Here is a 24,018-nt window from a genome sequence, read left to right as displayed (position 1 = left end):
CATGCTCCAAATAATGACCTAACGCAGGTTCGTTTCCAAATTTCGAGAAGCCGGTAAAGGAATTCGTCGTGGCCACGCGAGCTAAGAAAACCGCTAGAGGCAAGAGCAGCAAGAAGAAGGCTGCCAACAAGGCCGTGAAGAAGGCCGTGAAGGCGCTCGCGCGCAAAGCTGCCAAGAAGGTCAAGAAGACCAAGAAGGCTGCCGCCAAGAAGGGCGTGAAGAAGAGCGCTGCGAAGACGACAAAGAAGGCCGGCAAGAAGGCTGCGAAGAAGCAGGCCGTCGCCAAGAAGGCGGTGAAGAAAGCGGCCAAAAAGGCAGCTAAGTCTCCGGCGAAGAGCAAGGCTCCTCCGGCAAAGAAGGTCGCCAAGAAAGCGAAAGTGACCGCGCCTGCCGTGACTGCAGCACCGGCTCCTGTCGCCACGCCGCCGAAGGTTGTGAAGCCCAAGGTGTCGAAGCCGAAGGTGTCGAATCCTGAGGCGCCGCCCGCACTGAGGCCCGTCGCCGCTCCGCAAGCCGCAACTCCCGTTGCTGCGCCCGCGCGCGACAACGTCTTCTACATCTCGACCGCCATCGCCTATCCCAACGGCAGCCCGCATATCGGCCACGCCTATGAGGCGATCTCGGCCGACGTGCTGGCGCGCTTTGCGCGGCTCGACGGCAAGGACGTGTTCTTCCTGACCGGCACCGACGAGCACGGCCAGAAGATGGTCCAGACCGCGCAGAACGAGGGCCTGACCCCGTCCGCGCTCGCGACCCGCAATGCTGGCCGCTTCAAGGAGATGGACGAGCGTCTGAACGTGTCGTTCGACCGCTTCATCCGCACCACCGAAGAGCAGCACCATCGCTCCAGCCAGGAAATCTGGCGGCGCATGGAAGCGAACGGCGACATCTACTCCGACACCTATGCCGGCTGGTACTCGGTGCGCGACGAGGCGTATTACGCCGAGGACGAGACCCGCCTGAACGACGACGGCGTGCGCCTCGGCCCGCAAGGCACGCCAGTCGAATGGGTCGAGGAGAAGAGCTATTTCTTCCGCCTGTCGGCCTATCAGGACAAGCTTCTGAAGCTCTACGAAGATCATCCTGAATTCATTGGCCCGGACTCGCGCAAGAACGAGGTGGTGAGCTTCGTACGCGGCGGCCTGCGCGATCTCTCGATCTCGCGCACCACCTTCGATTGGGGCGTGAAAGTGCCCAGCGACGAAGAGCACGTGATGTATGTCTGGGTCGACGCGCTGACCAATTACATCACCGGCGTCGGATTCCCCGACGAGAGCGACAAGAACTGGCGCTACTGGCCGGCCGACGTGCACATCATCGGCAAGGACATCATCCGCTTCCACGCGGTCTACTGGCCCGCATTCCTGATGTCGGCCGGCATTTCGCTGCCGAAGAGGGTCTATGCCCATGGCTTCCTGTTCAACAGGGGTGAGAAGATGTCGAAGTCGGTCGGCAATGTCGTCGACCCCTTCAATCTTGCCGACCAGTATGGCGTCGACCAGATGCGCTATTTCTTCCTGCGCGAGGTCTCGTATGGCCAGGACGGCAACTACAACCACGATGCCATCGTCGCGCGCATCAATGCCGATCTCGCCAACGACCTCGGCAACCTCGCGCAGCGCTCGCTGTCGATGGTCGCCAAGCAGCTCGGCGGCGTGCTGCCGGAGCCGGGCGAGTTCAGCGACAACGACAAGGCGATTCTGGCGATGGCGGACGGCATGATCGCCGCATCGCGCGAAGCGATGGCGACGCAGCAGATCCATCACTGGCTCAACGCCGTGTGGGCCGTGGTCGCGGAGGCCAACCGCTATTTCGCGGGCGAGGCGCCGTGGGCGCTCGCCAAGACCGATCCTGTCAGGCAGAAGACAGTGCTCTATGTCACCGCCGAAGTCGTGCGCCAGATTGCGATCCTGGCCCAGCCGGCGATGCCGACCGCCTCGGGCTTGCTGCTCGACAGCCTCGGCATTCCCGCGGGCGAACGGAACTTCGCGATGCTCGGGGGCGCCAAACGGATCGCGCCCGGCTCGACGCTGCCGGCGCCGACACCGGCGTTCCCGCGCTACATCGAGCCGGCGGCCTAGGGCGTTCGGGCGATGCTGGTCGACAGCCACTGCCATCTGGATTTTCCAGACTTTGCGGAAGATCTCGACGGGATCGTCTCGCGTGCACGTGCGGCCGGCATCGGCCGTATGGTCACGATCTCCACGCGGGTGCGAAAGCTCAATCAGCTTCTGGCCATCGCTGAGCGCTACGACGACGTCTACTGCTCGGTCGGCACCCATCCGCACAACGCGGACGAGGAAGACGGCATCTCGCCGGGCGAGCTGATCGGGTTGACCGGGCATCCCAAGGTGGTCGCGCTCGGCGAGGCCGGGCTCGACTATTTCTACGACAACGGCGCGCCGGAGGCGCAGGCGAGGGGCTTCCGCGCGCACATCGCGGCGGCCCGTGCGACCGGCCTGCCGCTGGTGATCCACACCCGCGAGGCGGACGAGGATTGCGGCCGCATCCTGGAGGAGGAAGCGGCCAAGGGATCGTTTCGCGCCGTGCTGCATTGCTACACGGGCGGGCGCGAGCTGGCGCTGAAGGCGGTGTCGCTCGGGCTCTATATCGGCTTCACGGGCATCCTGACCTTCAAGAAATCGGAGACCCTGCGCGCGCTTGCGGCTGAACTGCCGTCTGACCGTATTCTGGTTGAAACAGACTCGCCCTATCTTGCGCCCGGCAAGTTCCGGGGCAAACGCAACGAGCCGGCCTATGTGGTCGAGGTCGCCAAGGTGCTCGCCGAAACGCGCGGCGTGTCGCTCGACGAGATCTCACGCCAGACCACCGAAAACTTCTTCCGCCTGTTCTCCAAGGTGAAATCTTAGGACTGGGAGCCGCATGACGCTGACGCTGACGATCCTGGGCTGCGGCTCCTCCGCCGGCGTGCCGCGCCCGGCACTCGGCTGGGGCGCTTGCGATCCCAACAATCCAAAGAACCGCCGCCGCCGCTGCTCGCTGCTCGTCGAGCAGACGTCGAGCCACGGCACCACGCGCATCGTGATCGACACCTCGCCCGACCTGCGCGAGCAGCTCATCGATACCCATGTCGACCACATCGACGCGGTGTTCCTGACCCATGAACATGCCGACCAGACCCACGGCATGGACGATCTGCGCTCCGTCGTGCTCCACATGCGCAAGCGCATTCCGGTTTATTTCAATCAGTCGACCGCGAAAGACATCATGGCGCGGTTCTCCTACTGCTTCATCTCGCCCGAGGGCAGCGACTATCCGCCGATCCTGCACCGGCATTCGATCGAGGCCGGCGAAAGCCGGACTATCAGCGGCAAGGGCGGGGACGTGACCATGACCGCCTTCCTGGTCCAGCACGGCCAGATCCCCGCGCTCGGCTATCGCATCGGCAATGCCGCCTACACGCCCGACCTCAACGACATCCCGCGCGAGAGCTGGGGCGCGCTGGAGAATCTCGATCTCTGGATCGTCGACGGCTTACGCTACACCCAGCATTCCAGCCATTTCAGCATCAACGATGCGCTGTCCTGGATCGAGCGCTTCAAGCCCAAGCGCGCCGTCATCACCAACATGACGGCCGACGTCGATTACGAGGTGATCCGGCAATCGCTGCCGGCGGGCGTGGTGCCGGCCTATGACGGCATGCGGCTCGACACGCACTGATCGCGCCGGCTCGGTTCAGGCCGAGATCGCCTTCGACGAGCCGACCTCGTTACGCAGCAGGAATTTCTGGATCTTGCCCGTGGACGTCTTCGGGATCGGTCCGAACACGACGGCCTTCGGCGTCTTGAAGCCGCTCATGTGCGTGCGGCAGAAGGCGATGATCTCGGCTTCGGTCGCGCTGGCGCCGTCCTTCAGCTCGACGAAGGCACAGGGCACCTCGCCCCATTTCGGATCGGGCTTTGCGACGACGGCTGCGAACAGCACGGCCGGATGCTTGTAGAGGATGTCCTCGACCTCGACGGAGGAAATGTTCTCGCCGCCGGAAATGATGATGTCCTTGGAGCGATCCTTGATGATGACGTAACCGTGCTCGTCGAGCACGCCGAGGTCGCCGGTGTGAAACCAGCCGTCCTCGAAGGCCTCCTTCGTCGCCTTCTCGTTCTTGAGGTAACCCTTCATCACGATGTTGCCGCGGAACATGACCTCGCCGATGGTCTCGCCGTCGCGGGGCACCTCCTGCATCGTCTGCGGATTGATGACGGTGACGCCTTCCTCGAGCGGGTAGGGCACGCCCTGCCGCCGCTTCATGCTGGCGCGCTCGGCGGCGGGCAGATCGTCCCAGCCGGGTTGCTCGGCGCAGACGGAGGCGGGGCCGTAGACCTCGGTCAGGCCGTAGACGTGCGTGAGCCTGATGCCGATGTTTTCTGCGCCTTCGAGCACCGCGACCGGCGGTGCGGCGCCGGCGATCAGGCCCACGACGCGGCGCGCGGCACTGCCCTTCGGCGCATCGGGTGCGTTGATCAGCGTGTTGTAGACGATCGGCGCGCCGCACATGTGGGTGACACCGTGAGCCTTGATCAGCTCGAAGATTTTGGTCGGCTCGACCTTGCGCAAGCAGACGTTGATGCCGGCGGCCGCCGCGATGGTCCAGGGGAAGCACCAGCCGTTGCAGTGGAACATCGGCAGCGTCCAGAGATAGACCGGATGCTGGCCGAGCTGGCCGGCGAGGATGTTGCTGACGGCGTTGAGATACGCGCCGCGATGATGGGTGACGACGCCCTTGGGATTGCCCGTGGTGCCCGAGGTATAGCTCAGCGCGATGGCGTCCCATTCGTCCTTGGGCGGGATCGCGGTGAAATCAGGATCGCCTTGCGCAACCGCCGCCTCATACTCGATCTCGCCGATGCGCTTGCCGCCCTTGAAAGCGGCGTCGTCGACGTCGACGACGAACGGCTTCGGGCCCTTCATCTGCGCGAGCGCGTCGGTGATTACAGTCGAAAACTCCGGATCGACCAGGATGATCTTGGCGCCGCCGTGATCGAGCTGAAACGCGATCGAAGGCGCATCGAGACGGATGTTGAGCGCATTGAGGACGGCGCCGGTCATGGGGACGGCGAAGTGCGCCTCGTTCATCGCTGGAATGTTCGGCAGCATCGCCGCGACGGTGTCGCCGACGCCGATGCCCTTGCCGCCGAGCCAGGACGCAAAGCGTTTGCAGCGCTCATGCGTCTCGCGCCACGTGAAGCTGCGCCCCTCATAGACCGTGCTGACATGGTTGGGATAGACGGCGGCGCTGCGTGCGAGGAAGCTCAGCGGGCTCAGCGGAACGTAGTTGGCGGGGGTCTTGTCGAGGCCGATATTGTACTGGTTCTGCCGCTCGCTCATCGAACCCTCCTTGACGCCGCGCTCTACAGGAATCCGATCGAGATCCAGGGGAAGATCGCGACGATAATCAATCCCACCAGCAGCGCCAGCAGATAGCCCCAGATCGGCCTGATGCCTTCGGCTGGATCGACGCGTCCGATGGCGCAGGCGGCATAATAGCCGACGCCGAAGGGCGGGGCGAATAGCCCGATACCCATGGCGAGAATGATCACCATGGCGTAGTGCACCTCGTGCACGCCGACGGCGCGGGCGATCGGAAACAATAGCGGCCCGAACAGCACGATTGCCGGAATGCCCTCGAGCACGCTGCCGAGAACGGTAAAGGCCAGGATCGACACGGCGATGAAGGTCGCAGGTCCCCCGGGCAATCCGGTCATGGCTGCAGCCAGCGAGCGCGAGAAGCCGGATTGGGTGAGCCCCCAGGCCATGCCGGTCGCCGTGCCGATGATCAGCAGGATCGCGCCCGACAGCGCCGCGGTCTCGACCAGCATGGGAAACAGCCGCCGCCAGTCGAAGCGGCGGTAGACGAGGAGACCGACCAGGGCGCCGTAGACGATGCCGATGGTGGAGACTTCGGTCGCGGTCGCAATGCCCTCGACCACGGCGTAGCGGATCACGAAGGGCAGCGCGAGCGCGGGCAGGGCGATGACGAAGGTCTTGCCGATCTCGCCACCCGTGGCGCGGCGGACATGGCTCATGTCCTCGTGGCGATAGCGCCACCACACCAGCATGCAGAGCGTGATGGCGAGCACGACGCCGGGCAGCAGGCCGCCGGTGAAGAGGGCGGCGATCGAGACGCCCGTGACCGAGCCGATCGTGATCAGCACGAGGCTCGGCGGAATGGTCTCGGTTTGGGCACCCGTAGCCGCAAGAAGCGCCACGAGGTCGCCGGGCTTGGCGCCGCGCTGCTTCATTTCCGGGAACAGCACGGGCGCCACCGCCGCCATGTCGGCCGCCTTGGCACCGGAGATGCCGGAGACGAGGTACATCGCGCCGACCAGCACGTAATGCAGGCCGCCGCGGACATGGCCGAGCAGGCTCGCCAGGAACGCGACCATGGCCCGCGCCATGCCGGTCATCTCGATCAGAAGCCCCAGGAACACGAACAGCGGCACCGAGAGCAGGATGAGGTGGCTCATGCCCTCGTCCATCCGCCCGACCAGCACCATCACCGGCGTCCGCGTGGTCAGCGCCAGATAGCCGTAGATCGCGAGGCCAAACCCGAACGCAATGGGAACGCCGGCAAAGACGCAGAAGCCGGCGACGCCGACGAAGAAGATGACGAGGTTGAGGTTGCCGAGCGGCCGCAGATAAGGCTGCGCCAGCCAGAACAGACCGACGATGACGGCAACCGATATCACCGCCGTCAGCACCATGCGGTAATCGGCGGCGCGCAGCAGCCGCAGCAGCGCGAACACCGCCATCAGGCAGATGCCGGCCGGCAACGCCGCGGCGCGCCACATGTTCGAGATCTGGAGCGCTGGCGTGGTGATGAAGCTTTCCTCGTAGGCGTACTCGGCGGATGGCCAGACGATCAGCGCCAGGAACGCCAGCGCCGCACAGGTCGCGACCACGTCCAGATAGGCGCGCAAGGCCGGCCGCGCGCTCGCGACGAGCGCCGTCATGCGCATGTGCTCGGAGCGGCGGAACGCGACCGCGGCGCCGAGCATTGCCAGCCACAGGAACAGGATCGAGGCGAGCTCATCCGACCAGATCAGCGGCCGGTGCACGCCGTAGCGCGCGACCACACCCGCAAACAGGATCACGATCTCCGCGACCACCAGAATGGCCGCGGGGATCTCGACGGCGAGGCCGAGGATGCGCTCCAGCGAGGCCAGCACGAGGGATCGGTGAGGGGGCTGAACGGCCACCTCGCCCACCACTCCGGTCGCCTCAACCTCGACATGAGCCATCTCGATAAGAACCTCGGCGGCCCCAACGCGCGTTACGACAACTTGCCGACGGCCTTTTCCAGGAGATCCCAGGCCTGGTCGCCATACTTGCCCTTCCACTCGGCATAGAAGCCGGCGGAGCGCAGCTTGTCACGGAACGGCGCCACCGCAGGCTGGTTGAAGGTCAGGCCCTTGCCCGCGAGCTCCTGCTGGAGGTTCGCATTCAGCTTGGCGGTATCCTCACGCTCCTTGACGGCGGCGGCGTTGATGTTCTTGGCGACGATGGTGCGGACGTCCTCCGGCAGCGCGCTCCAGGCGCGGCGGTTGGCCAGGAACCAGAAGCCGTCCCACATGTGGTTGGTCAGCGAGCAGTACTTCTGCACCTCGTACAGCTTGGCGGTCGAGATGATCGCCAGCGGGTTCTCCTGGCCCTCGACGATCTTGGTCTGGAGCGCGGAATAGACCTCGGCGAAATTGATCGAGGCGGGCGCCGCATCGAACGCCTTGAACATCGAGGTCCACAGCGGCGACACCGGCACGCGGATCTTGAAGCCCTTGAAATCATCAGGACCGTTGATCGGCTTGCTCGACGACGTGGTCTGGCGGAAGCCGTTGTCCCAGATCTTGTCCATGACCTCGAGGCCGGCCTTCTTGATCTCGCCGCGGACATGGGCGCCGAGGTCGCCGTCCATGGCCTTCCAGACCGTGTTGTAGTCCGGGAAAGCGAAGCCGATGCCGTTGATGGACGCGGCCGGCACCAGGGTCGACAGGATCAGGCCTGACAGCGTGAAGAATTCGACGCCGCCGGACCGGATCTGGCTCAGCATGTCGGTGTCGGACCCGAGCTGGTTGTTCGGGAAGATCTGGAGGTCGAATTTGCCGTTGGTCTCGGCCTTGATCGCCGCCGCCATCTCCTTGGCGCGCACGTTCAGCGGATGAGTGTCAGGCAGGTTGTTGGCGTATTTGTAGGTGAACTCGGCGCTCTGGGCGCGGGCCACATGGGGCGCACCGAGGCCGCCCAGGACCGCGGTCGCGGCGGAGGCCTTGAGAAGCGTGCGTCGGGAAAAGCTCATGGGTCTGCTTCCTCGGAAGTTTGTTGTTGTTCTGAGATGCAAACCTATACGGACGGAAGGCCTGAAGGTCATCTGCGATCTCGCGAGGTCTCGCTTATTGCAGCCGGGCACCGTCGCGGCAATATCGGCTTTCGGCAGATGGACCGGATTCAAAATCTGAAAAACAACCCCATGCACAGTAGCCGTCAAGAGCCGGGAGGCCAGTCGCCGCGCATCGCGGAAACGGACGGCAAGCGAAGGCGCGGTGTCAGGAATTCGATCTAAATATCTGATCTAATTGTATATAAAGATATTCCATAATATACCTTATGCGAATCGTGGATATGGCGATCCGGGCTGGGTACCGCTTGGCGCATGGTCGCCGAAATCCCTCCCCACCGTTCATGCCGCCTTGCTGGCCGTGGCGTCGCGGCGCATCGCCGCGCGCGGACTCAGCTGTGCATTCTTCTGAACGGGTGACGCTCGCGCACGGCGTCACCCGAGACCGTCCGGCCGGCGATTAGGACGGCGCGGCGAAGTCGTAGGAGATGCGTCCGGCGGGCAGATAGAACAGCGCGATGACGGCGCCGCCGCGCACCTCAGGATAGTGCCGGCTACCGGGGTCGGGCGCGGTCCAGCCGGGCCCTTGCCAGCCCTGCAGCCCCTTGAGTTCGGCGTCCTTGTCCAGCGGCACGACCAGGTTCAGTTCCCCGTATGGGTGACCGTGATATTGCCCGCGGAGGACGTCGTGGTCGTCCTCGTCCTTGAAGCGGCGCGGATCGGTGCTGTTCATGTAGACGGCCGTGATGCTGAACTGGAACGTTTCAGGCGTCGGATCCATGATGCGGCTGCGCCGGTAGTTCGGACCGTCGACCTCCTGGTTGGCCGCCCAGCCTTCCTCGACGCCGCGCTTAATCAGCCGCGCCAGGTCCTGGTAGAGCTGGCTGCCCTCGCCGTAGGTTTGGTTGAGCCACCGCTCCATCTCCGCGCCGGGCGTCATGTCCTTGACCTCGCGGAGAAACGGAATGCTGCGCGCAATCAGGTCGTCTCGGCTTGCCATGGCGTTGTCCTTTCCATTTGGGTTGCACTTTGTTCTTCAAAGCCCGCGAACGAGGCGAAGTCCGCGATGTCCGCGCGCGGCATCAGCCTGCCCGCGATTTGGTCCCTGGCACGGCCGATCGAAATGCCGCACACGACCATTTGCTCCGCCGGGATCGACAGCAGCGGACGCAGGATCCGGTGGTATTTCGAGAACGTCTCCTGCGGACATGACTGGAGCCCATGGCCTGCCGCAGCCAGCAGCACGTTCTGGATGAACATGCCGAGGTCGAGCCAGCTGCCGACCTCCAGGCGCCGGTCGATCGTGACGATCAGCCCGACGGGCGCGCCGAAGAACGCATAGTTCTTGGCGGTCTGGCCGCTCCTGGCTTTGATATCGGTCTGGGCGATGCCGAGCGAACCGTAGAACAACCGGCCGAACTCCTGTCGTCGTTGCAGGTAGGGTTCGGGCAGGTCACTGGCGTAGTATCTGTATTCCGACATATGCGCGTCGCGGGCGGTTTCGTGCGCCTCGCGCAGCGCCACCGAGACCCTGTCTTTGGCATCGCCCGCGAGCACGTAGACGTGCCAAGGCTGGATATTGGCGCCGCTTGGCGCAAACCGTGCCACGCCGAGAATCTGCTCGATGGTCCCTCGCCCGACCGGCGCGCTTGAGAAGTCGCGGCATGCAAAGCGACCTGCGATGATCTCGTCGATGCCGCTCTGCACGGCTGCGCCCTCGCCGATCATGGCTGCTTCAGGAGCGGACATCCGCCTTGCTCCATCGGCCGGAAGGCTTCCTCGCCCGGAATCGTCGCCAGCAGCTCGTAATAGTCGAACTTGTAATTGGACTGCTCGGGCGACTTGACGCGAAACAGATACATGTCGCGGACCAGCCGGCCGTCCTCGCGGATCCGGCCATTTTTCGTCATGAAATCGTTCACTGGCATGTCGCGCATCCTGGCGGCGACGGTCGGACCATCCAGCGTGCCTGCCGCCTGGACGGCCTTGAGGTAGTGGATCACCGCGCCATAGGTGCCGGCGTGGATCATGGTCGGGACCTTCTGGGTCTTTGCGATGAAGCGCTTCGACCACGCCCGCGTGCCCTCGTTCTGGTCCCAGTAGAACGCCGAGCTCAGCATCAGGCCCTGGGCGCTCTGGAGCCCGAGACTGTGGATGTCGGCAATGAAGACGAGCAGCCCGACCAGCTTCTGCCGCTGCGTGATGCCGAATTCGCCGGCCTGCTTGACGACGTTGATGAAGTCGCCGCCGGTGTCGGCGAGCGCGATCACGTCCGCCTTCGAGGACTGTGCCTGGAGCAGGAAGGACGAAAAATCCGGCGTATTGAGCGGATGTTTCACCGCGCCGATAACCTTGCCGCCCATGGCATCGATAACCTTGCGGCTGTCAGCCTCGAGCTGGGCGCCGAGGGAATAGTCGACCGAAATGAAGTACCAGGAGTTTGCGCCGAGACGCGACATCGCCCGCGTCGTTCCCTGCGACAGCGCATAGGTGTCGTAGGTCCAGTGAATTCCGGTCGGCGAGCATTCGTCGCCGGTCAGGCGCGACGTGGCGGCGCCGGTAGCGAGGAAGAGCTTCTTCTTGTCGCGTGTGATGCCCTGCACCGCCAGCGCGACCGCGGAGTTGGGCACGTCGAGGATCACCTCGACGTTTTCATTTTCGAGCCAGCGCCGCGCGATGGTCGCTCCCACATCGGCCTTGTTCTGGTGGTCTCCCGCGACGATCTGGATGCCGCGCCCCAGCACCTGACCGCCGAAGTCGTCGACCGCCATTTGCGCCGCGACCACCGAGCCCTGGCCGCCATTGTCGGCGTAGAGCGAGGACATGTCGGTGAGGACGCCGAGCTTGACCGGACCATCCTGCGCAAGGACCGGCGCCGTGAACAGCGCCAGTGCCAGTCCGAAAGCTCCGATCGACATCCCGCAGGATTTCATTGCCCGTCTCCTCCAAATTCGGCGTCGGGATCATGACGGGATCGCGCGAATGCGGAAGTGAAACTCTTGCAGAGTGATCCTGAACCGCCTTCAGATTGGTGGCGCGAATGGCCAGGCGTCGCGGTCCGGGCGCCCTGCTCGGTTGCGTCGGCTGCGCGCATGGCCTTAACTGGAATAGATCGCAGTTATGCAACGGGCGCGCGATCCGCCTGCGACGGTGTCCTGCACGTGGCTGTTTCCTTCAAGACCCTCGACCTGAACCTGCTCAAGGTCTTCGACGCCGTCATGGAGGAGCGCAGCGTGCTGCGGGCAAGCCAGAGGGTTGCGCTCAGTCAATCCGCCGTGAGCCATTCGCTCGCCCGGCTCCGCGAGATGCTGGAAGACGATTTGTTCGTGCGCACGGCGACCGGCATGCAGCCGACCGCGCGCGCATTGACGATGGCGCCACAGGTTCGCGAAGCACTGCGATCTCTCGAGGCGGCGGTCGAGCAGCCGCGCTTCGTTCCGGCGGCCTCCACAAGGCAATTCACCCTCGCCGCCAACGACTTCACCACGATGGTGCTGGCGTCACCGCTCCTGAAGATACTTGGGCTTGAGGCGCCGGCGATCGACCTGATCATCAAGCCGGTGACACGGATCGACCTTGCCGAGCAGATTGACCTTGGTCGCATCGACGTTGCGATCGGTGTCTTCTCGGATCCGCCGAGCCGCTTCCGGACGTCGCTGTTGTTCGAATACGACGACGTGCTGATCGTGGGCGGAAAGCGCAAGCTCGGCCGGATCGACAACGCGGCCCTGGCGCGCATGCCGCTGGTCGTTGTCTCCTTCGGCGGCGAGCAGGAGGGAGCGATCGGAGGCTTCATCTCCGAGCGCGGCCTCGCAAGGCGATCGGAAATGTATGACCGCGCGGCGCTCGAACGGGCATTGTCCGAAAGCGACCGGCCGCCGCGCATAGCTGTTTCGCTGCCGCATTTCCTGGCGCTGCCCGCCCTGCTCGCGGACTCCGAACTGGCGGCCATCGTTCCGCGGCCATTAGCGCGGGCATTCGAACGCGCGCATGCCATCACGACGTACGAACTGCCTTACGCCACAACCCCGGTCGAGGTCCGGCTGTTGTGGCACGAACGTATCGAGGGCGAGCCATCGCATGACTGGCTTCACGATATCCTCAGGCGTGCGACCGCGGATCTCAGGCGTGGACGCTAGCTGGAGACCCTCTCAGTCGTGGTTCCATTTTCCATCGGGTCGTTCGGTTGGGGCGCGAGTGGAAGGTTGTGCTAGACTAGGCGTCGCAGTCCTGAAGAGGTCAACGATACAAGGCGGTCTCAACCGCCGCTCAAGGAGCCCGTCATGCAGGAGAACGTCACCCGCGCGATCAGCTCGCGCGCCATTCCGTTCGACGCCGCCAAGCTCGACCGTCTCATGGAGGCCGCCGGCCTCGACGTGCTGGTCGTGACCTCCAAGCACAATGTGCAGTACCTGCTGGGCGCCGAGCGCGCGATCTTCTTCGACTACATGGACGCGATGGGTGTCAGCCGCTATCTGCCGGTCCTGGTCTATCCCAGGGGCGCACCGGACAAGGCGGTCTATATCGGCCATCGTCTGGAAACCCATCAGCGTGTCGTGGCTCCGCCATGGGTACCGCAGGTCCGGACCGAGTCCAACGGCTCGGTGGATGCCGTGACGCGGGCCGTGGGCCTGATCCGGGATGCCGGCGTGCCCTTGAAGCGGGTCGGGGTCGAGATGGCGTTCCTGCCGATGGATGCAGGAAGGGCGCTCGCTGACGCCCTGCCTGGCGCCGAGCTCAAGGACGCGCTGCTGGTGCTGGAGCGGCTGCGGGCGGTCAAGTCGGCCGATGAGCTGGCCAAGCTCAAGACCGCGTCCGAGCTCGTCATTGCATCAATGCTGGAGGTGATCGCCGCGCACGGCCCGGGCACCACCAAGCAGCAATTGTCGGACAGCTTGCGTGTCGCCGAGGCCAATCGCGGCCTGACCTTCGAATACTGCCTGCTCGCCTGCGGCAGCAGCCACAACAGGGCGCCGTCATCGCAGCGCTGGGAGCAAGGCGACGTGCTGTCGCTCGACTCCGGCGGCAATTATCACGGCTATATCGGCGACCTCGCCCGCATGGCCGTGCTGGGCGAACCCGACAGCGAATTGAAGGATTGCCTAGCCGAGATCGAGGCCGTGCAGCGCTCAGCCTTTGCCGCGGTCCGACCGGGCGCCCTGGGCGGCGACGTCTACGTCGCGGCCGAGCGGCAGCTTGCCCGGATCACTCAGCGCGACTTCACAGATTTCCTGGCCCACGGCATGGGTCTCGTTAGCCACGAGGCCCCTCGCCTGACCGCCAAGGGTCCGGTCCCCTACGACGACACCGACGCCCGGCTGCCGCTCGAAACAGGCATGGTGGTCTCGATCGAGACGACGATGAAGCATCCGAAGCGCGGCTTCATCAAGCTCGAGGATACGGTTGTGGTGACGCCTACCGGGTATGAGATTTTTGGCGAAGGTGGCCGGGGCTGGAACGTTGGTGGCAGTGCACTTTAGACGGCAATCCAACCTCAGACACTCTTCAAGGCGTCAGCAAACTCGGCCACGATCGCCTTCGTCAGGCGTCCGCTGAACCTGTCCTTCTGCCACAGCGCAGTCATCTCGACGGGCGACGACTCCCATCCGGTCATGACGCGGACGAGCGCTCCCGAATTCAGCGCCGCCTCCACCATGAACAAAGGCAGGTTCGCGACACCGAGTCCGGCGATCGCCGCCTCTACCAATATCGTTTGTCGGTTTGCCGCGAAGCCAATCCGTGGAGTCACCGTGACAGCAGCGCCGTCGTGACTTCGTAGATCCCACTCGACCAAATCATGACGGATCGCAAGTGCGGGGATCTCATTCAGGTCCTGCGGCTCTTTCAATGGCATCTGTGTGGCGAGAAAGCCCGGACTCGCGACCAGCACGCGCGGCAGAGAGGCGAACTTCTTGAACATCAGTCCGGAGTCGGCAACCTGCCCCATCCGCACGACTAGGTCGTATCCCTCCTCGATCAGCGAAACCCTTCGATCGGCCAAGGTCATCTCGATCATCACGCTGGGATGCCTGACCTTGAAGCGGATCAACGCTGGCGCCAGAACGGCCGTCGCGATGTCCGGCGGCAGCGACAATCGAACGGTGCCTGACAGTGCAACCCGCTCGTCCTGAACCTCAGCCACGGCCTCTTCGGCGAGGTTGAGCGCGGGCCGGGTGCGGTCGAAGAGCCGCTGTCCCTCTTCGGTCAGCGCGACGCCCCTCTTCGTCCGTCGCACCAGTCGGACGTTGAGCGTCTTCTCGAGGGCGGACAGACGCCGCGACAGCGTTGCCTTGGGAATGCCCGTCGCACGCTCGGCCGCCGCCAGCCCGCCGGCTTCGACGATGCGGGTGAACAGTGCGAGGCCGTCGAAATCTGAAAAGGCTGACATGTTCCATTTATGAAACATGAGGTGGGCATTTTTCAAGTCTGCCGCGGGGTTCGTTCCATCCATAGGTTCATCGGCGAGCGATGCCGCTCGTTCGACCGAGGGAGACCCCGCCATGCCTAACTATTTCACGCCTGAGGATTCCGCGCTTCTGCTGATCGACCACCAGATCGGCACCATGCAATTGATCAAGAACATCGATGTCGACCGTGCCCGACGCATGTCGCTGGCGCTGGCGAAAACCGCGAGCATTCTCGGCATCCCCACCGTCCTGACATCGAGCCAGGAAGATCGCTTGCAGGGTCCGCTGCTGCCCGAGCTGAAGCACATCCTTCCCGACGCCTTTGACAAGCGCGTCAAGCGCGAAGGCATCGTCAACGCTTGGACCGACGCCAACTTCAAGGCCGCCGTGGAAGCGACGGGTCGCAAGAACCTGATCATGGCGGGTGTCACGACCGACGTCTGCCTCGTCTTCCCGGCGATCGACGCCGTGGCCGAAGGCTACAAGGTGCAGGCCGTCATGGACGCCTCGGGATCGCCGTTCGAACTCTCGGAAGATATGTCCCGCCGCCGCATGCAGGACGCCGGCGTTGTCCTGACGGCAACCAACACCATGATCGCGGAACTGGCCCAGAACTGGGGCACGCCGAGCGGGCAGAAGCTGATCCATCTCCTGTTCACCGAGGTGTTGCCGCCGATCCAGTCGTAATCGATCCCAAGATCGACCTAAGCCGCCGGGGCCAAGGAGTAACAGCATTTCTTTCGTTGCGCCCATCAATGGGATCGGAATCGTGTCACCGGAGACCCATCAGGTCAGGTCACACGGGCCATTCCAGTTGCGCCGAATCCATCCAGGCATCTCGCTGGATCAACGGGACGATGCGGGCTTCGGCGGGCTTGGGGTCATCGACCACGCCCGGCTTCACCCCGGTCTCGTCGTGAGGATGCACGAACACCGCAACGACGAGATCATCAGCTACATGCGTAGCGGAAGGATGCTGCACACCGATTCCTCCGGCAGAAGCGAAGTCATTTCATCCGACCGGCTCATGGTGATGAATGCAGGTCGGGGCTTCCACCATGAAGAGAAGGTCGACGGCGACGACCAGATCGAAATGCTCCAGATCTTCGTTCGGCCCGAAACCGCAGATGCAGAGCCCAACGTTCAGTTCGTCGAGCTGGACGAGGCTGCGCGAAAAGACAAATGGCGGCTATTGACGGGGCCGGAGGGATCGGACGTTTCGACCTTCGTGCGGCAAGCCATCTACCTTTACGACATACATTTGCCGGCGGGGCGAAGCACTGAGCTTCCGTCGAAACCGGGTTTCGATCGCTGGCTCTACGTCTTCCGGGGCAGCATCGTCGCGGACGGGCACAAGGCCGATAAGCATACCGCGCTGATGTTCGCCGGCGACAGAGCCTCACCGAGGCTGGAAGCGAGTGAGGACGCCGACCTTATCGTTTTTCTCGTTGATCGAGACTCCAGATATTCGCGTGGGGGAACGATCAGCGGTTGAAGGCGGCCGTAGTTTGATGAATTGCGGCTGCCGCGCGCTCTAGCGGATGGGAAGCAAATCGATCTGGCTCTGCGCCTTCTTCACCGCCGCCGCGTACCAACCTTGGTTTGGCGCTTCCTTGGCGAAACATTTGGTGTAGGCGTCCATCGCCTGGTCTTCCTTGGCCATGGCGTCCTCTGGGGTGTTCCTGGCCATCATCTGCTTCCAGACTTTTTCGCAGGCCGGGATCTCGGCCGTCTTCACGGCGTCGGTTGCGGCGAGGAAGTAGACCTTGTCGCCCTGGATCGCGACGACGTCGATTTCATGCGGCGCGCCCTTCAGGTCGCCGTTGCCGCGCACGCCGAGCACGGCGACCGCGGCACTCGCGGATGCGGGTTTCGTGATCGGCAGCTCGGCATATTTGGCGAAGGCCGAGTCCTGGATGGCTTGATAGTAGAAGCGATCCGACTTGAAGGCTGCGGCGATCTCCTGCGGCAGGCCGTCCTCGCGGTGCTCGGCAAGCCAGTGCTTGAGCAGCGCGGTCGTCGTCACCACGGCCTGCATCTTGTCGCCCTCTGAGGCGAAGCCCAGCCCGTCGAGATGGCCGAAGCCCGAGTCGCCCTTGAACAGCGTGTCGGCGTTCGACTTGCCTTCCGCCGGCAGCCCCTTGATCGTGACCGGTCCGACCAGGCCGCGCAGCACACCGGTCAGCTCGTTGAGCGCCGCATCGTGCTGCTTGAAAGTCTCGTCGTTCTCCTTGGCTTTGGAGAATTTTGCGATGTAGCGATCGCGCAAATCGAGATAGTGCTGCTCGGGCGTGGCGGCGTCGGTGGGTGTCGCGAAAACGAGCAGGCAGAGCAAGACGAGCAATCTCATTGCAATTTCCGGAAGACTGGGAGCGATCTCCAGTCTTTGTGCCGGTGCCGGACGGGAAGGTTCATCGGCTCCTGAACTGCGAACGTGCGCGGCGGCCGGAGGTGTCGATGTACCCGTTTCAGGTTGACAAGAGCGGCCGTCCGGCGCCAAAATTCGATCGGGTCGATACACCCGCTGCCTGCGCCCTTTGGGGATGGTGAACGTATCAAAGTCGCCCTCACCCTCGCTATTGGCGAGCGGGTCGGCAAGGCAGGCACCGATCTTCTCCGTTCGCCGATACGGGTGCTCTCATGCGCGATTTCCGCGATGCGAAGGCTATGGCTCGTTCCTTGCGCGATGCCTTGAATGCCAAAGCCGTGCAAACCACTCACAGCGAAGCTTTGGAACTGATCGCGAAAGCGTTCGGGTACGAGAACTGGAATATTCTGTCGGCCAAGATTGATGCGGCGCAGCCGAGTCCTGGCGTGCAGAATCCTGCCCAGCAGGATCGTCCCATCTACTGTTCGTTCTGCGGCACGAACCAGCATGAAGTGAGCAAGCTGGTGGCTGGGCCGGCTGTCTTTATCTGCGACGAATGTATCGACCTATGCACCGATATCGTTGATGAGCAGCTGCTTCGCCTCATCGAAGGAGATGCAGACAGTGCTCGCGCCATGCCCACCGATCGACTGCTTCACTATGTGGAGCACGCGAACAAAGGGGTGGAGCGCAATCGGCTGTTGTCGCAGAACATCGAAAGGGTTTTTGCGCTTCGACAGAACGCTTCGGCGCCAAATGATGACGTGTTCAAGACATCCAACGTCGCTCGATTGAGAGGCAAGACGTCCGACGAACTGCTGGCGATGAAGAAATTCTCGCTCAGTCAGTTGAAGCGTTACGAGCAGGCGCTGCAGACAGCGGTTCCCATCGTCAACGAGCGGACCCGGTAAACGCACAGACGATCGGGCGGCACGCCGGCCCTACTCCGCCGGCGTGAGTTGCTGCCGGCTCAGGCGCATCGCCGCCGTCTCGCGCGCCCGGACGCGGGCGCGGCGCTTGCGCCACCAGATCACGACGCCGGTGACCGACAGTGCCGCCACCACGAGGCCCATGATCGAGATCAGGATGCGGCCGAACAGGCCGACGATACGGCCTGAATGCAGCGGGAATTGCGCCTGCACGAAGATGTCGGCGGCGGTGCCGACCCAGGGCAGCCGTTCGCCGATCGGACGGCCGTCCTCGCTGTCGTAATAGAGCTGGGCCGGCCCAACGCCGCCGGCGCCGTGGTCGTCGCCGGGATGGAAGAACGCCGCGGCATAGACGCCATGGGCCGGGCCGTAATTGATCGAGCCGACCGGGACTGTCCACCCTCGCCCCTTGCCGTCGGCCGCCGCGCGCGCAGCGATGTCGTCAAACGTCACCTTGGGCTCGATGGGATCGTCGAGATCGCGGTAGGGCCGCTGCTCATAGGGCGTCGGCGTGTAGTTCGACACCATCTTCATCATCGGCGAGAACACCTCGAAATAGAGGTTCAGCGAGAACGCCGTAAAGGCGATGATGAATAGCACGCCCCAGGTCCACAGGCTGAAGGCGCGATGGATGTCAAAATTGATCCGGTAGGCGCTGCCCGATGCCTTGATGGTCCAGGCCGGCGCCCAGCGCGCCCAGAAGCCGCGTTCGAGCTGGCGCGTGACCTGGGGCGCCCGCGCGGCCTTGGCGCGCCGTCGCGAGGGCAGCGTCAGATAGAAGCCGACGAAGCAATCGATGGTCCAGATGATGGCGATCACGCCGAGCACGCGCATGCCCCAGCGATCGCTGCCCCAGAATTCCGGGATGTGCATGGTATAGTGGAGCTTGTAGAGGAACGAGACGAAGTTTTCGCGCGTCACCGGCCACACCGCGCCCCAATAGCGCCGGCCGAGCTCGACACCGGTGTTGGGATCGAGGAAAATCTGGTTGTAGTCGATCGCGAAGCGTTTTCCCGTCGCCGGATCGATCCGCGGCATTACGAAGAACCACAGCGAGTGCCCTTCCTCCGGCGTCATGAAGAGGTAGACGACGCGTGCGCGAGGATCGCGCTGCTCGATCATCTTCGCGAGCTCGATCGAGGGAATCGCCGGGCCTTTGCTGGTGACATCGAACAGGTGGTGGTTCAGCACCTCGTCGATCTCATGATCCCAGGAGATGATCGCGCCGGTGATGCCGGAGAAGAACAGGAAGCCGGCCGTGAGCAGCCCCGCCCAGCGATGCAGCCTGCCAAATATCGCTCTCATCGTCTCGACTCTCATCAAGCGGGTCCGGCGCGCTGCGCCGGCGCTTCCACCGAGACCGTGGGAATTTGAGTCTGCGCCTGCACGGGCGCGAAGGGAACGCAGAGAGCGAATATGCTGACGGCGCCGAAGAAAAGCACTTGAAGCTGTCGAACACGCGCATTGGAGCACGAACGAAGTTGGAAGTCTGACACGTCTAGCGAGGTCCCGCGCACTGCCGGCTTTGCCGGAATGATTTTTGGACTCTCGCCCTAACGCGAGGGCATTCTCAGCGCGAGAGACGCAGAGTTAGAATCTATCGAGACCGGGGAATAAATCGTGCGACCAATGCGCCCATCTGCGCGTCGAGGCGCATCGCCGGCTTCTATGAGCGCTTCGATATGGAATGCTTCTAGAGTGAGAACACTCGCCGCTTGTCCGCAAACGCGTGGCAACGGCGGACTCGCTGCCGCGAGCGAATGGCTGCGACGACGATGCGACGGCTGACGGGAGCCGGCAATTCAACCTTGCGCGGCAATCATCGTGTTGAGCGCTTTAGCGCTCGGCGCAAACAGCACTGCGACGCCCTTGTAGCGGATAAATTGCTTCATCTGGAACGTCACGGAGGGGTCCCCCGCGAGCGGAACCTGGAACCGGGTCTCGGCCTTTGGATCTGCCCGGTTTCCGGTCAAGGCATCCTGCGCATTGGCTCCGTTCGGAAGGTGCATGTAGGCGTCGGCAAAGTCGGTCTGATGCATCCACCGCAGGATGGTATAGAATTGCTCGTTGATCCTGGCGAAGTAGAAAAGCCCTACGATGCCGCGGTCCTTCCCGTCGTCCTCCGTGCCCTCCAGATGAGGACCGTAGGAAAATCCGCGGCGTATGACGCGCGGCGGCCCCTTGGGGAAACGAATCTGATTGGCGAATTTCAGCGGATGATCGCGGCAATTGACAATGCGGATGTGAGCCCCGAGCGGGCATTTGACGCCGTTTGGATCGTCGCCATAGCCGAACGCATCGTTCAATTGGGGGGTCGACGGTGGTGCATCCGGAAAACGTGACAGCGGCGACCCGTGTCGCCAGCGCCCCATCATCTTGGCCGCGATCCATTCTTCGGCCAGTTCCGGGCCGACATGCGGCGCCGCCTGCGGTGCATTCGCCTTCAGGAATGTGTTGAAGGCCGCGACGTCCTGATAAAGCCACGACAGGCCGACGAACGATCCATCGCGCGCGAAGTCCTGCCACGGACCGGGCTTGAACGGTGCAGTGGGAAAATCGCTGTTCGGATAGCCGACGACGATCTCGCGACAATCGACGGCGTCGGAAGCCCTGGCAGCCGGCGCATCCTGCCAGTCAACATTGGGCGCGGTGATTCCATCGCGATAGCCAAAATGCAGGCGGCCGTCGGCTGGCCGACAGCCGGACAGCGCACCGTCGTCCCAACTGTCGAGCGCCAATTCCCGGACACCGAAGCCTGTCGCCGACTGCCGCACCTGCGCGAGGCAATCGGCTTTCTGCTCGGGCGTATCGAACCCGATATGGATGGCGAGATCGATATCGCTCGACTTGAACTTGCCATCCCACCATCCCGCCGGAGCGCTGGCGTCGAAGAAACCAAGCTGTGTCGCAATGCCGCCATCCGGCGCCTGCGCCGGGTCCACGAACGATACCTCGAATTGCTGCCGCCCCTGCGCGACGTCAAGGTCGGCGCGACCCGACATCAACGTCGCGATGCCGTTCCAACTGAACATGAAGTGGAACGCGGGACCCTCGGCGTCCGGGCCCGCTCCCACCGCGGCCCGCGGTATCCATTGCCGCAGGAAGGACTTCGCACCGCCGGCGTCGCCAAACCTAAACAACAGAACCGCGAGTAGCGGCTTGGCGGAGCTTCGAGCGACGATCGCCTGCAAATTGCCGAGATCCACCATGGCGCCTGTCCTGCAAGAACGGTCAGCCGATAGGCAGCCTCAAAGCCGGCCTATCCCGAAAGCGCAAATACGCTCTGAAAGCTATTTCCCGAGCTTTGCCAGAATGTCTGCGACAGTCATGCCGTCGTAAGCCGAGAACAGCCAGCCGGACGGGTTGCCGCTGATGTCGGTTGAGCCGTCGGTCGCAGTGCCCAGCGAGCGCGCGTTGTGGTTCTTCGAGAATTCGAAGAACGCATTGGGATCGTTGATGTCCAGGCCAGTCGTATCTGCCAGGGAAAATATCGCGGCAAATATCGGCGTGAGCGCTCGCCGGAAAAACTCCGTGTATTCCTGGTGCGTTCCCTCATATTCGGTGATGACCTGGATGTACTTGTCCTCGATGACGACGACCCGGGCGAAATGAACGATCCTGGACTGCTTCAGCGCCGCCGCGATGGCGGGCTGAACCTTCTCAGTGAAGCTCGCCTCGAGATTCCGCAGCTTTGCCAGGGTCTCGGCATCCTGCTTGATCGGCAGCGTGAGATTGAGTGCATGGGTCATGGGAAATTTCCTTAAAGAATACAACCTTAAGATGGTATCACTCTCGAAAGGAATTGGAAGCGATCTTTTCGACCTGCGGCCGCCCGTCGCGTCGCGGGCCCTACGAAAGGGGCAGCAATACTCCCCTGACAAATCGACCGCGAGCGCATGCGACCAGCGAACCAGCGCCGGTCGGCCTGCTGCGAACATTGTTGTCGCGCGACGAGTCTAGGCTTTGCCGGCGTGGCAGCACGAGCCGCCGGCGGCATCCTTCGGGTCGCCCGCCAGGACGCTGCGGCTGTTGCGCTCCGGCGGAATGTCGCCGGCGGCATTGGCCGAAAAGAATCCGGTCGGCTTCAGCATGAAGCCGGCATATTCGACCGGCATGATCGGAAAATCCTCGGGCTTGCAGACGTGGGTGTGGCCGAAGGAGTGCCACACCACGAGATCTGTATTCTCGATGTTGCGGTTCTGCGCGGCATAGCGCGGCAGGCCGTCGCCGCCGGCATGGACATTGGGATAATCGCCGCTGGCGTATTTCTCGTCCTTGTCGAAAGCGGTGACCCAGACGTGCTTCGTGGCAAAGCCGCCGCGCTTGCGCACGTAGCTGCCCTCCTGCGCCAGCATCAGCGGGCTCGGATTGACCACGAGCTTGTAGGCCGGCGCGTTGCCGACCGAATTGGTCTCGTTGGGATTGCTGATCTTCCAGAACCGGCCGGTCTCGCCGTTCGCAATGGCAGCCGCATCACGCTCGCGCGACAGGATGCGGGTCGTGGTATCGAACGCGTTGCCGTGCGGATTGTCCGCGCCCCAGGGCCGCGGCACGAATTCGTGCTCGGTGACCGTGTTGCCGCCGCCGTCGAGATCCATGTGCATGCGCACGTTGAAGAAGTGCTGGTGCGTGGGGCCGCCGAGATTGTCGTCGACCATGCCGCCCCATTTGTACTTTTCGCCGGATGGCACGGCGGCGGTCTGGATGATGCCGGTGAGCTTGGTCTCCAGCTGGATCGTGCCGTCCTGGTACAGGTACCAGTAGAAGCCATAGTCGTAATTGCCGACGGTGGCGAAGAACGAGATGACGAGGCGCCGTGAGCGGCGGACCTCGAACAGGCCGTTGCGGAATTCGTAATGCTTCCAGACAATTCCGTAATCTTCTTCATGCATGCAGATGGCGTTCTGCATGACGAAGGGCGCGCCCTTGTTGTCGGCGGCCGGCACGTCGAAATAATGGATGTTGCCGAGGCAGTCGCAGCCGAGCTCGAGCGCGTTGGCGAGCATGCCGAGCCCGTATTCCCCGGCATCGAACGCCGACTTCCAGAAATGGTTTGCGGTCGGATCGGCATAGGGCACCACCATCTCGGTGACGCTGGCGCGATGGATCAGAGAGCGCTTGCGTGCACCGTCCTGGTAGGCGAGCTGATGCAGCACCAGGCCCTCGCGCGGCGTGAAGCCGACGCGAAAACTCCATTTCTGCCAGTCGACCTTCCAGCCATCGACCTTGAAACTCGCGCCCTCCGGCTGCTCGATATGCAGCGGCTTGATGTCGGTGCGCGGGTTCTTGACTTCATGCGCGCCGTAATTCCGCTTCTTGCGCGGGATCGGCACGATCGGATCTGCGTCCGTGAGGTCGATGACCTTGCCGCCGATCAGGTCGACCACGGCGACTACGCCCTCGATCGGATGGGCGTAGCCGTTGTCCTGAAGGTGCTCGCGGAAAAAGCTGACGGCGCGCACGATACGGGCGCCGCGCTCGTACTCAAAATCGAAGAAACCCGAGGAGAACGGATCAACCTGGACCAGCTCGATATCCTTGTCGGTCAACCCGCGCCGGACCATCGCCGCGCGCCAGCCTGGATCGGCCTTCACCACGGCCTCGCACTTGAAAAATTCTTCCAGCATCACCGGCGGCTGCCCATAGGGCGCCTCGCGGTTCGGAATGACCTTGCGGCCGACGATCTCGTTGCGGCCGAGATCGACGATGTGCTCGATCGCCTCGCCCGTGGTGACGTCGAGCGTCAGCGCGAAGGCGCGGCGCCCTGCTCCGCCCGTAGCCAATTCCTGTTTGGTCGGCTCCTCCAGCCGGACGGTCGGGAAGCGGCAGTTCTCCGGCGAGGTCGCGGCGGCACGAACCAGCGTGCAGGCGGCCGTGATCTCTTCGGCTGTCAGAGGATCGAGCGGATGCGGTGCGGCCGCTTGAATCGGTGATTTGGCTTTGACGGTATCGAGCATGATGATG

The 24,018-nt window shown here is 63.5% G+C and carries 19 protein-coding genes and 2 pseudogenes; 9 read left to right on the top strand and 12 right to left on the bottom strand.

Annotated features, from left to right (window positions below):
- Positions 1-68 precede the first annotated feature (68 nt).
- From metG to ABIB95_RS17850, 3 genes are read left to right on the top strand one after another with little or no spacing between them, the layout of a single operon-like run.
- Positions 69-2,081, top strand: coding sequence for a methionine--tRNA ligase (gene metG / locus ABIB95_RS17860; RefSeq protein WP_354240917.1), 2,013 nt, complete (start codon positions 69-71; stop codon positions 2,079-2,081).
- A 12-nt stretch (positions 2,082-2,093) separates the two neighbouring features.
- Positions 2,094-2,870 carry a TatD family hydrolase gene (locus ABIB95_RS17855; RefSeq protein ID WP_354240915.1) on the top strand — a complete coding sequence of 259 codons (777 nt, stop codon included), beginning with the start codon at positions 2,094-2,096 and terminating at the stop codon, positions 2,868-2,870.
- Positions 2,871-2,883: 13 nt separating this feature from the next.
- Positions 2,884-3,681: an MBL fold metallo-hydrolase gene (locus ABIB95_RS17850; protein ID WP_354240913.1), complete on the top strand. Its 798-nt coding sequence runs from the start codon at positions 2,884-2,886 to the stop codon at positions 3,679-3,681.
- Between the two features lie 15 nt (positions 3,682-3,696).
- Here ABIB95_RS17850 and ABIB95_RS17845 read toward each other — a convergent pair whose 3' ends face one another.
- From ABIB95_RS17845 to ABIB95_RS17820, 6 genes are all read right to left on the bottom strand, one after another.
- A complete protein-coding gene (locus ABIB95_RS17845; RefSeq protein ID WP_354240911.1) occupies positions 3,697-5,346 on the bottom strand; it encodes an acyl-CoA synthetase in 1,650 nt (549 codons plus the stop codon).
- A 23-nt stretch (positions 5,347-5,369) separates the two neighbouring features.
- Positions 5,370-7,259, bottom strand: a complete 1,890-nt coding sequence (locus tag ABIB95_RS17840) for a TRAP transporter large permease (RefSeq protein WP_354240909.1) — start codon at positions 7,257-7,259, stop codon at positions 5,370-5,372.
- A gap of 32 nt (positions 7,260-7,291) precedes the next feature.
- Complete coding sequence (locus ABIB95_RS17835; RefSeq protein WP_354240907.1) at positions 7,292-8,311, bottom strand: TRAP transporter substrate-binding protein; 1,020 nt, start codon at positions 8,309-8,311, stop codon at positions 7,292-7,294.
- Positions 8,312-8,810: 499 nt separating this feature from the next.
- Positions 8,811-9,350 carry a 4-hydroxylaminobenzoate lyase gene (locus ABIB95_RS17830; RefSeq protein ID WP_354240905.1) on the bottom strand — a complete coding sequence of 180 codons (540 nt, stop codon included), beginning with the start codon at positions 9,348-9,350 and terminating at the stop codon, positions 8,811-8,813.
- A complete protein-coding gene (locus ABIB95_RS17825; protein ID WP_354240903.1) occupies positions 9,329-10,078 on the bottom strand; it encodes a nitroreductase in 750 nt (249 codons plus the stop codon). The genes ABIB95_RS17830 and ABIB95_RS17825 overlap by 22 nt, the downstream gene beginning before the upstream one ends.
- Complete coding sequence (locus ABIB95_RS17820) at positions 10,075-11,283, bottom strand: ABC transporter substrate-binding protein (protein WP_354240901.1); 1,209 nt, start codon at positions 11,281-11,283, stop codon at positions 10,075-10,077. The genes ABIB95_RS17825 and ABIB95_RS17820 overlap by 4 nt, the downstream gene beginning before the upstream one ends.
- A 228-nt stretch (positions 11,284-11,511) precedes the next feature.
- Between ABIB95_RS17820 and ABIB95_RS17815 the strand changes: the two genes are divergently transcribed.
- Positions 11,512-12,489 carry a LysR family transcriptional regulator gene (locus tag ABIB95_RS17815; RefSeq protein ID WP_354175580.1) on the top strand — a complete coding sequence of 326 codons (978 nt, stop codon included), beginning with the start codon at positions 11,512-11,514 and terminating at the stop codon, positions 12,487-12,489.
- Positions 12,490-12,633: 144 nt separating this feature from the next.
- Entirely contained in the window at positions 12,634-13,830 is a 1,197-nt protein-coding gene (locus ABIB95_RS17810) for a M24 family metallopeptidase (protein WP_354240899.1), read from the top strand.
- Positions 13,831-13,844: 14 nt separating this feature from the next.
- Here the strand turns inward: ABIB95_RS17810 and ABIB95_RS17805 are convergent, their stop codons facing one another.
- Positions 13,845-14,801 (bottom strand): LysR family transcriptional regulator, encoded by a 957-nt coding sequence (locus tag ABIB95_RS17805; protein WP_223153554.1) that lies wholly within the window; start codon positions 14,799-14,801, stop codon positions 13,845-13,847.
- Between the two features lie 49 nt (positions 14,802-14,850).
- On the opposite strand from ABIB95_RS17805, the gene ABIB95_RS17800 reads away from it, so the two are divergent.
- On the top strand, positions 14,851-15,444 hold the full coding sequence (locus ABIB95_RS17800; protein ID WP_354240897.1) for an isochorismatase family protein: 594 nt from the start codon (positions 14,851-14,853) through the stop codon (positions 15,442-15,444).
- Positions 15,445-15,526: 82 nt separating this feature from the next.
- Positions 15,527-16,252: a pirin family protein gene (locus ABIB95_RS17795; protein WP_354240895.1), complete on the top strand. Its 726-nt coding sequence runs from the start codon at positions 15,527-15,529 to the stop codon at positions 16,250-16,252.
- Positions 16,253-16,291: 39 nt separating this feature from the next.
- Here the strand turns inward: ABIB95_RS17795 and ABIB95_RS17790 are convergent, their stop codons facing one another.
- Entirely contained in the window at positions 16,292-17,107 is an 816-nt protein-coding gene (locus ABIB95_RS17790; RefSeq protein ID WP_071914015.1) for a hypothetical protein, read from the bottom strand.
- Between the two features lie 290 nt (positions 17,108-17,397).
- Between ABIB95_RS17790 and ABIB95_RS17785 the strand changes: the two are divergent.
- Positions 17,398-17,556: pseudogene (locus ABIB95_RS17785) on the top strand (glyoxalase superfamily protein); the annotation flags it as partial.
- Positions 17,557-17,571: 15 nt separating this feature from the next.
- A pseudogene (locus ABIB95_RS17780) lies at positions 17,572-17,716 on the top strand (ClpX C4-type zinc finger protein); the annotation flags it as partial.
- 350 nt (positions 17,717-18,066) lie between these two features.
- Here the strand turns inward: ABIB95_RS17780 and fsrB are convergent.
- The 4 genes from fsrB to ABIB95_RS17760 all read right to left on the bottom strand — a co-directional run bounded on the left by fsrB (position 18,067) and on the right by ABIB95_RS17760 (position 24,011).
- Positions 18,067-19,359, bottom strand: coding sequence for a siderophore utilization protein FsrB (gene fsrB / locus ABIB95_RS17775; protein WP_354240892.1), 1,293 nt, complete (start codon positions 19,357-19,359; stop codon positions 18,067-18,069).
- A 497-nt stretch (positions 19,360-19,856) separates the two neighbouring features.
- Positions 19,857-21,263 (bottom strand): hypothetical protein, encoded by a 1,407-nt coding sequence (locus tag ABIB95_RS17770; RefSeq protein WP_354240890.1) that lies wholly within the window; start codon positions 21,261-21,263, stop codon positions 19,857-19,859.
- An 81-nt stretch (positions 21,264-21,344) separates the two neighbouring features.
- The gene (locus tag ABIB95_RS17765; RefSeq protein ID WP_028147544.1) at positions 21,345-21,803 is read right to left on the bottom strand and encodes a hypothetical protein; all 459 of its coding nucleotides are present in this window, start codon (positions 21,801-21,803) and stop codon (positions 21,345-21,347) included.
- Positions 21,804-22,010: 207 nt separating this feature from the next.
- Positions 22,011-24,011 (bottom strand): primary-amine oxidase, encoded by a 2,001-nt coding sequence (locus tag ABIB95_RS17760; protein WP_354240888.1) that lies wholly within the window; start codon positions 24,009-24,011, stop codon positions 22,011-22,013.
- Positions 24,012-24,018: the final 7 nt, after the last annotated feature.

The organism is Bradyrhizobium sp. LA2.1 (genome assembly GCF_040547725.1).
In the GTDB taxonomy this organism is placed as follows: Bacteria; Pseudomonadota; Alphaproteobacteria; order Rhizobiales; family Xanthobacteraceae; genus Bradyrhizobium; species Bradyrhizobium barranii.
The sequence above is the reverse complement of the archived record's forward strand: the minus strand, read 5'-3'. Positions and strand labels throughout refer to the sequence as shown.

Bases quoted from the DNA above. Each gene is read 5' to 3' on its own strand.
- fsrB (WP_354240892.1), bottom strand. From the start codon at position 19,359: ATGAGAGCGATATTTGGCAGGCTGCATCGCTGGGCGGGGCTGCTCACG.
- ABIB95_RS17800 (WP_354240897.1), top strand. From the start codon at position 14,851: ATGCCTAACTATTTCACGCCTGAGGATTCCGCGCTTCTGCTGATCGAC.
- ABIB95_RS17855 (WP_354240915.1), top strand. From the start codon at position 2,094: ATGCTGGTCGACAGCCACTGCCATCTGGATTTTCCAGACTTTGCGGAA.
- ABIB95_RS17845 (WP_354240911.1), bottom strand. From the start codon at position 5,346: ATGAGCGAGCGGCAGAACCAGTACAATATCGGCCTCGACAAGACCCCC.
- ABIB95_RS17830 (WP_354240905.1), bottom strand. From the start codon at position 9,350: ATGGCAAGCCGAGACGACCTGATTGCGCGCAGCATTCCGTTTCTCCGC.
- ABIB95_RS17850 (WP_354240913.1), top strand. From the start codon at position 2,884: ATGACGCTGACGCTGACGATCCTGGGCTGCGGCTCCTCCGCCGGCGTG.
- ABIB95_RS17825 (WP_354240903.1), bottom strand. From the start codon at position 10,078: ATGATCGGCGAGGGCGCAGCCGTGCAGAGCGGCATCGACGAGATCATC.
- ABIB95_RS17840 (WP_354240909.1), bottom strand. From the start codon at position 7,259: ATGGCTCATGTCGAGGTTGAGGCGACCGGAGTGGTGGGCGAGGTGGCC.
- ABIB95_RS17805 (WP_223153554.1), bottom strand. From the start codon at position 14,801: ATGGATGGAACGAACCCCGCGGCAGACTTGAAAAATGCCCACCTCATG.
- ABIB95_RS17790 (WP_071914015.1), bottom strand. From the start codon at position 17,107: ATGAGATTGCTCGTCTTGCTCTGCCTGCTCGTTTTCGCGACACCCACC.
- ABIB95_RS17760 (WP_354240888.1), bottom strand. From the start codon at position 24,011: ATGCTCGATACCGTCAAAGCCAAATCACCGATTCAAGCGGCCGCACCG.
- ABIB95_RS17770 (WP_354240890.1), bottom strand. From the start codon at position 21,263: ATGGTGGATCTCGGCAATTTGCAGGCGATCGTCGCTCGAAGCTCCGCC.
- ABIB95_RS17810 (WP_354240899.1), top strand. From the start codon at position 12,634: ATGCAGGAGAACGTCACCCGCGCGATCAGCTCGCGCGCCATTCCGTTC.
- ABIB95_RS17765 (WP_028147544.1), bottom strand. From the start codon at position 21,803: ATGACCCATGCACTCAATCTCACGCTGCCGATCAAGCAGGATGCCGAG.
- ABIB95_RS17820 (WP_354240901.1), bottom strand. From the start codon at position 11,283: ATGAAATCCTGCGGGATGTCGATCGGAGCTTTCGGACTGGCACTGGCG.
- ABIB95_RS17835 (WP_354240907.1), bottom strand. From the start codon at position 8,311: ATGAGCTTTTCCCGACGCACGCTTCTCAAGGCCTCCGCCGCGACCGCG.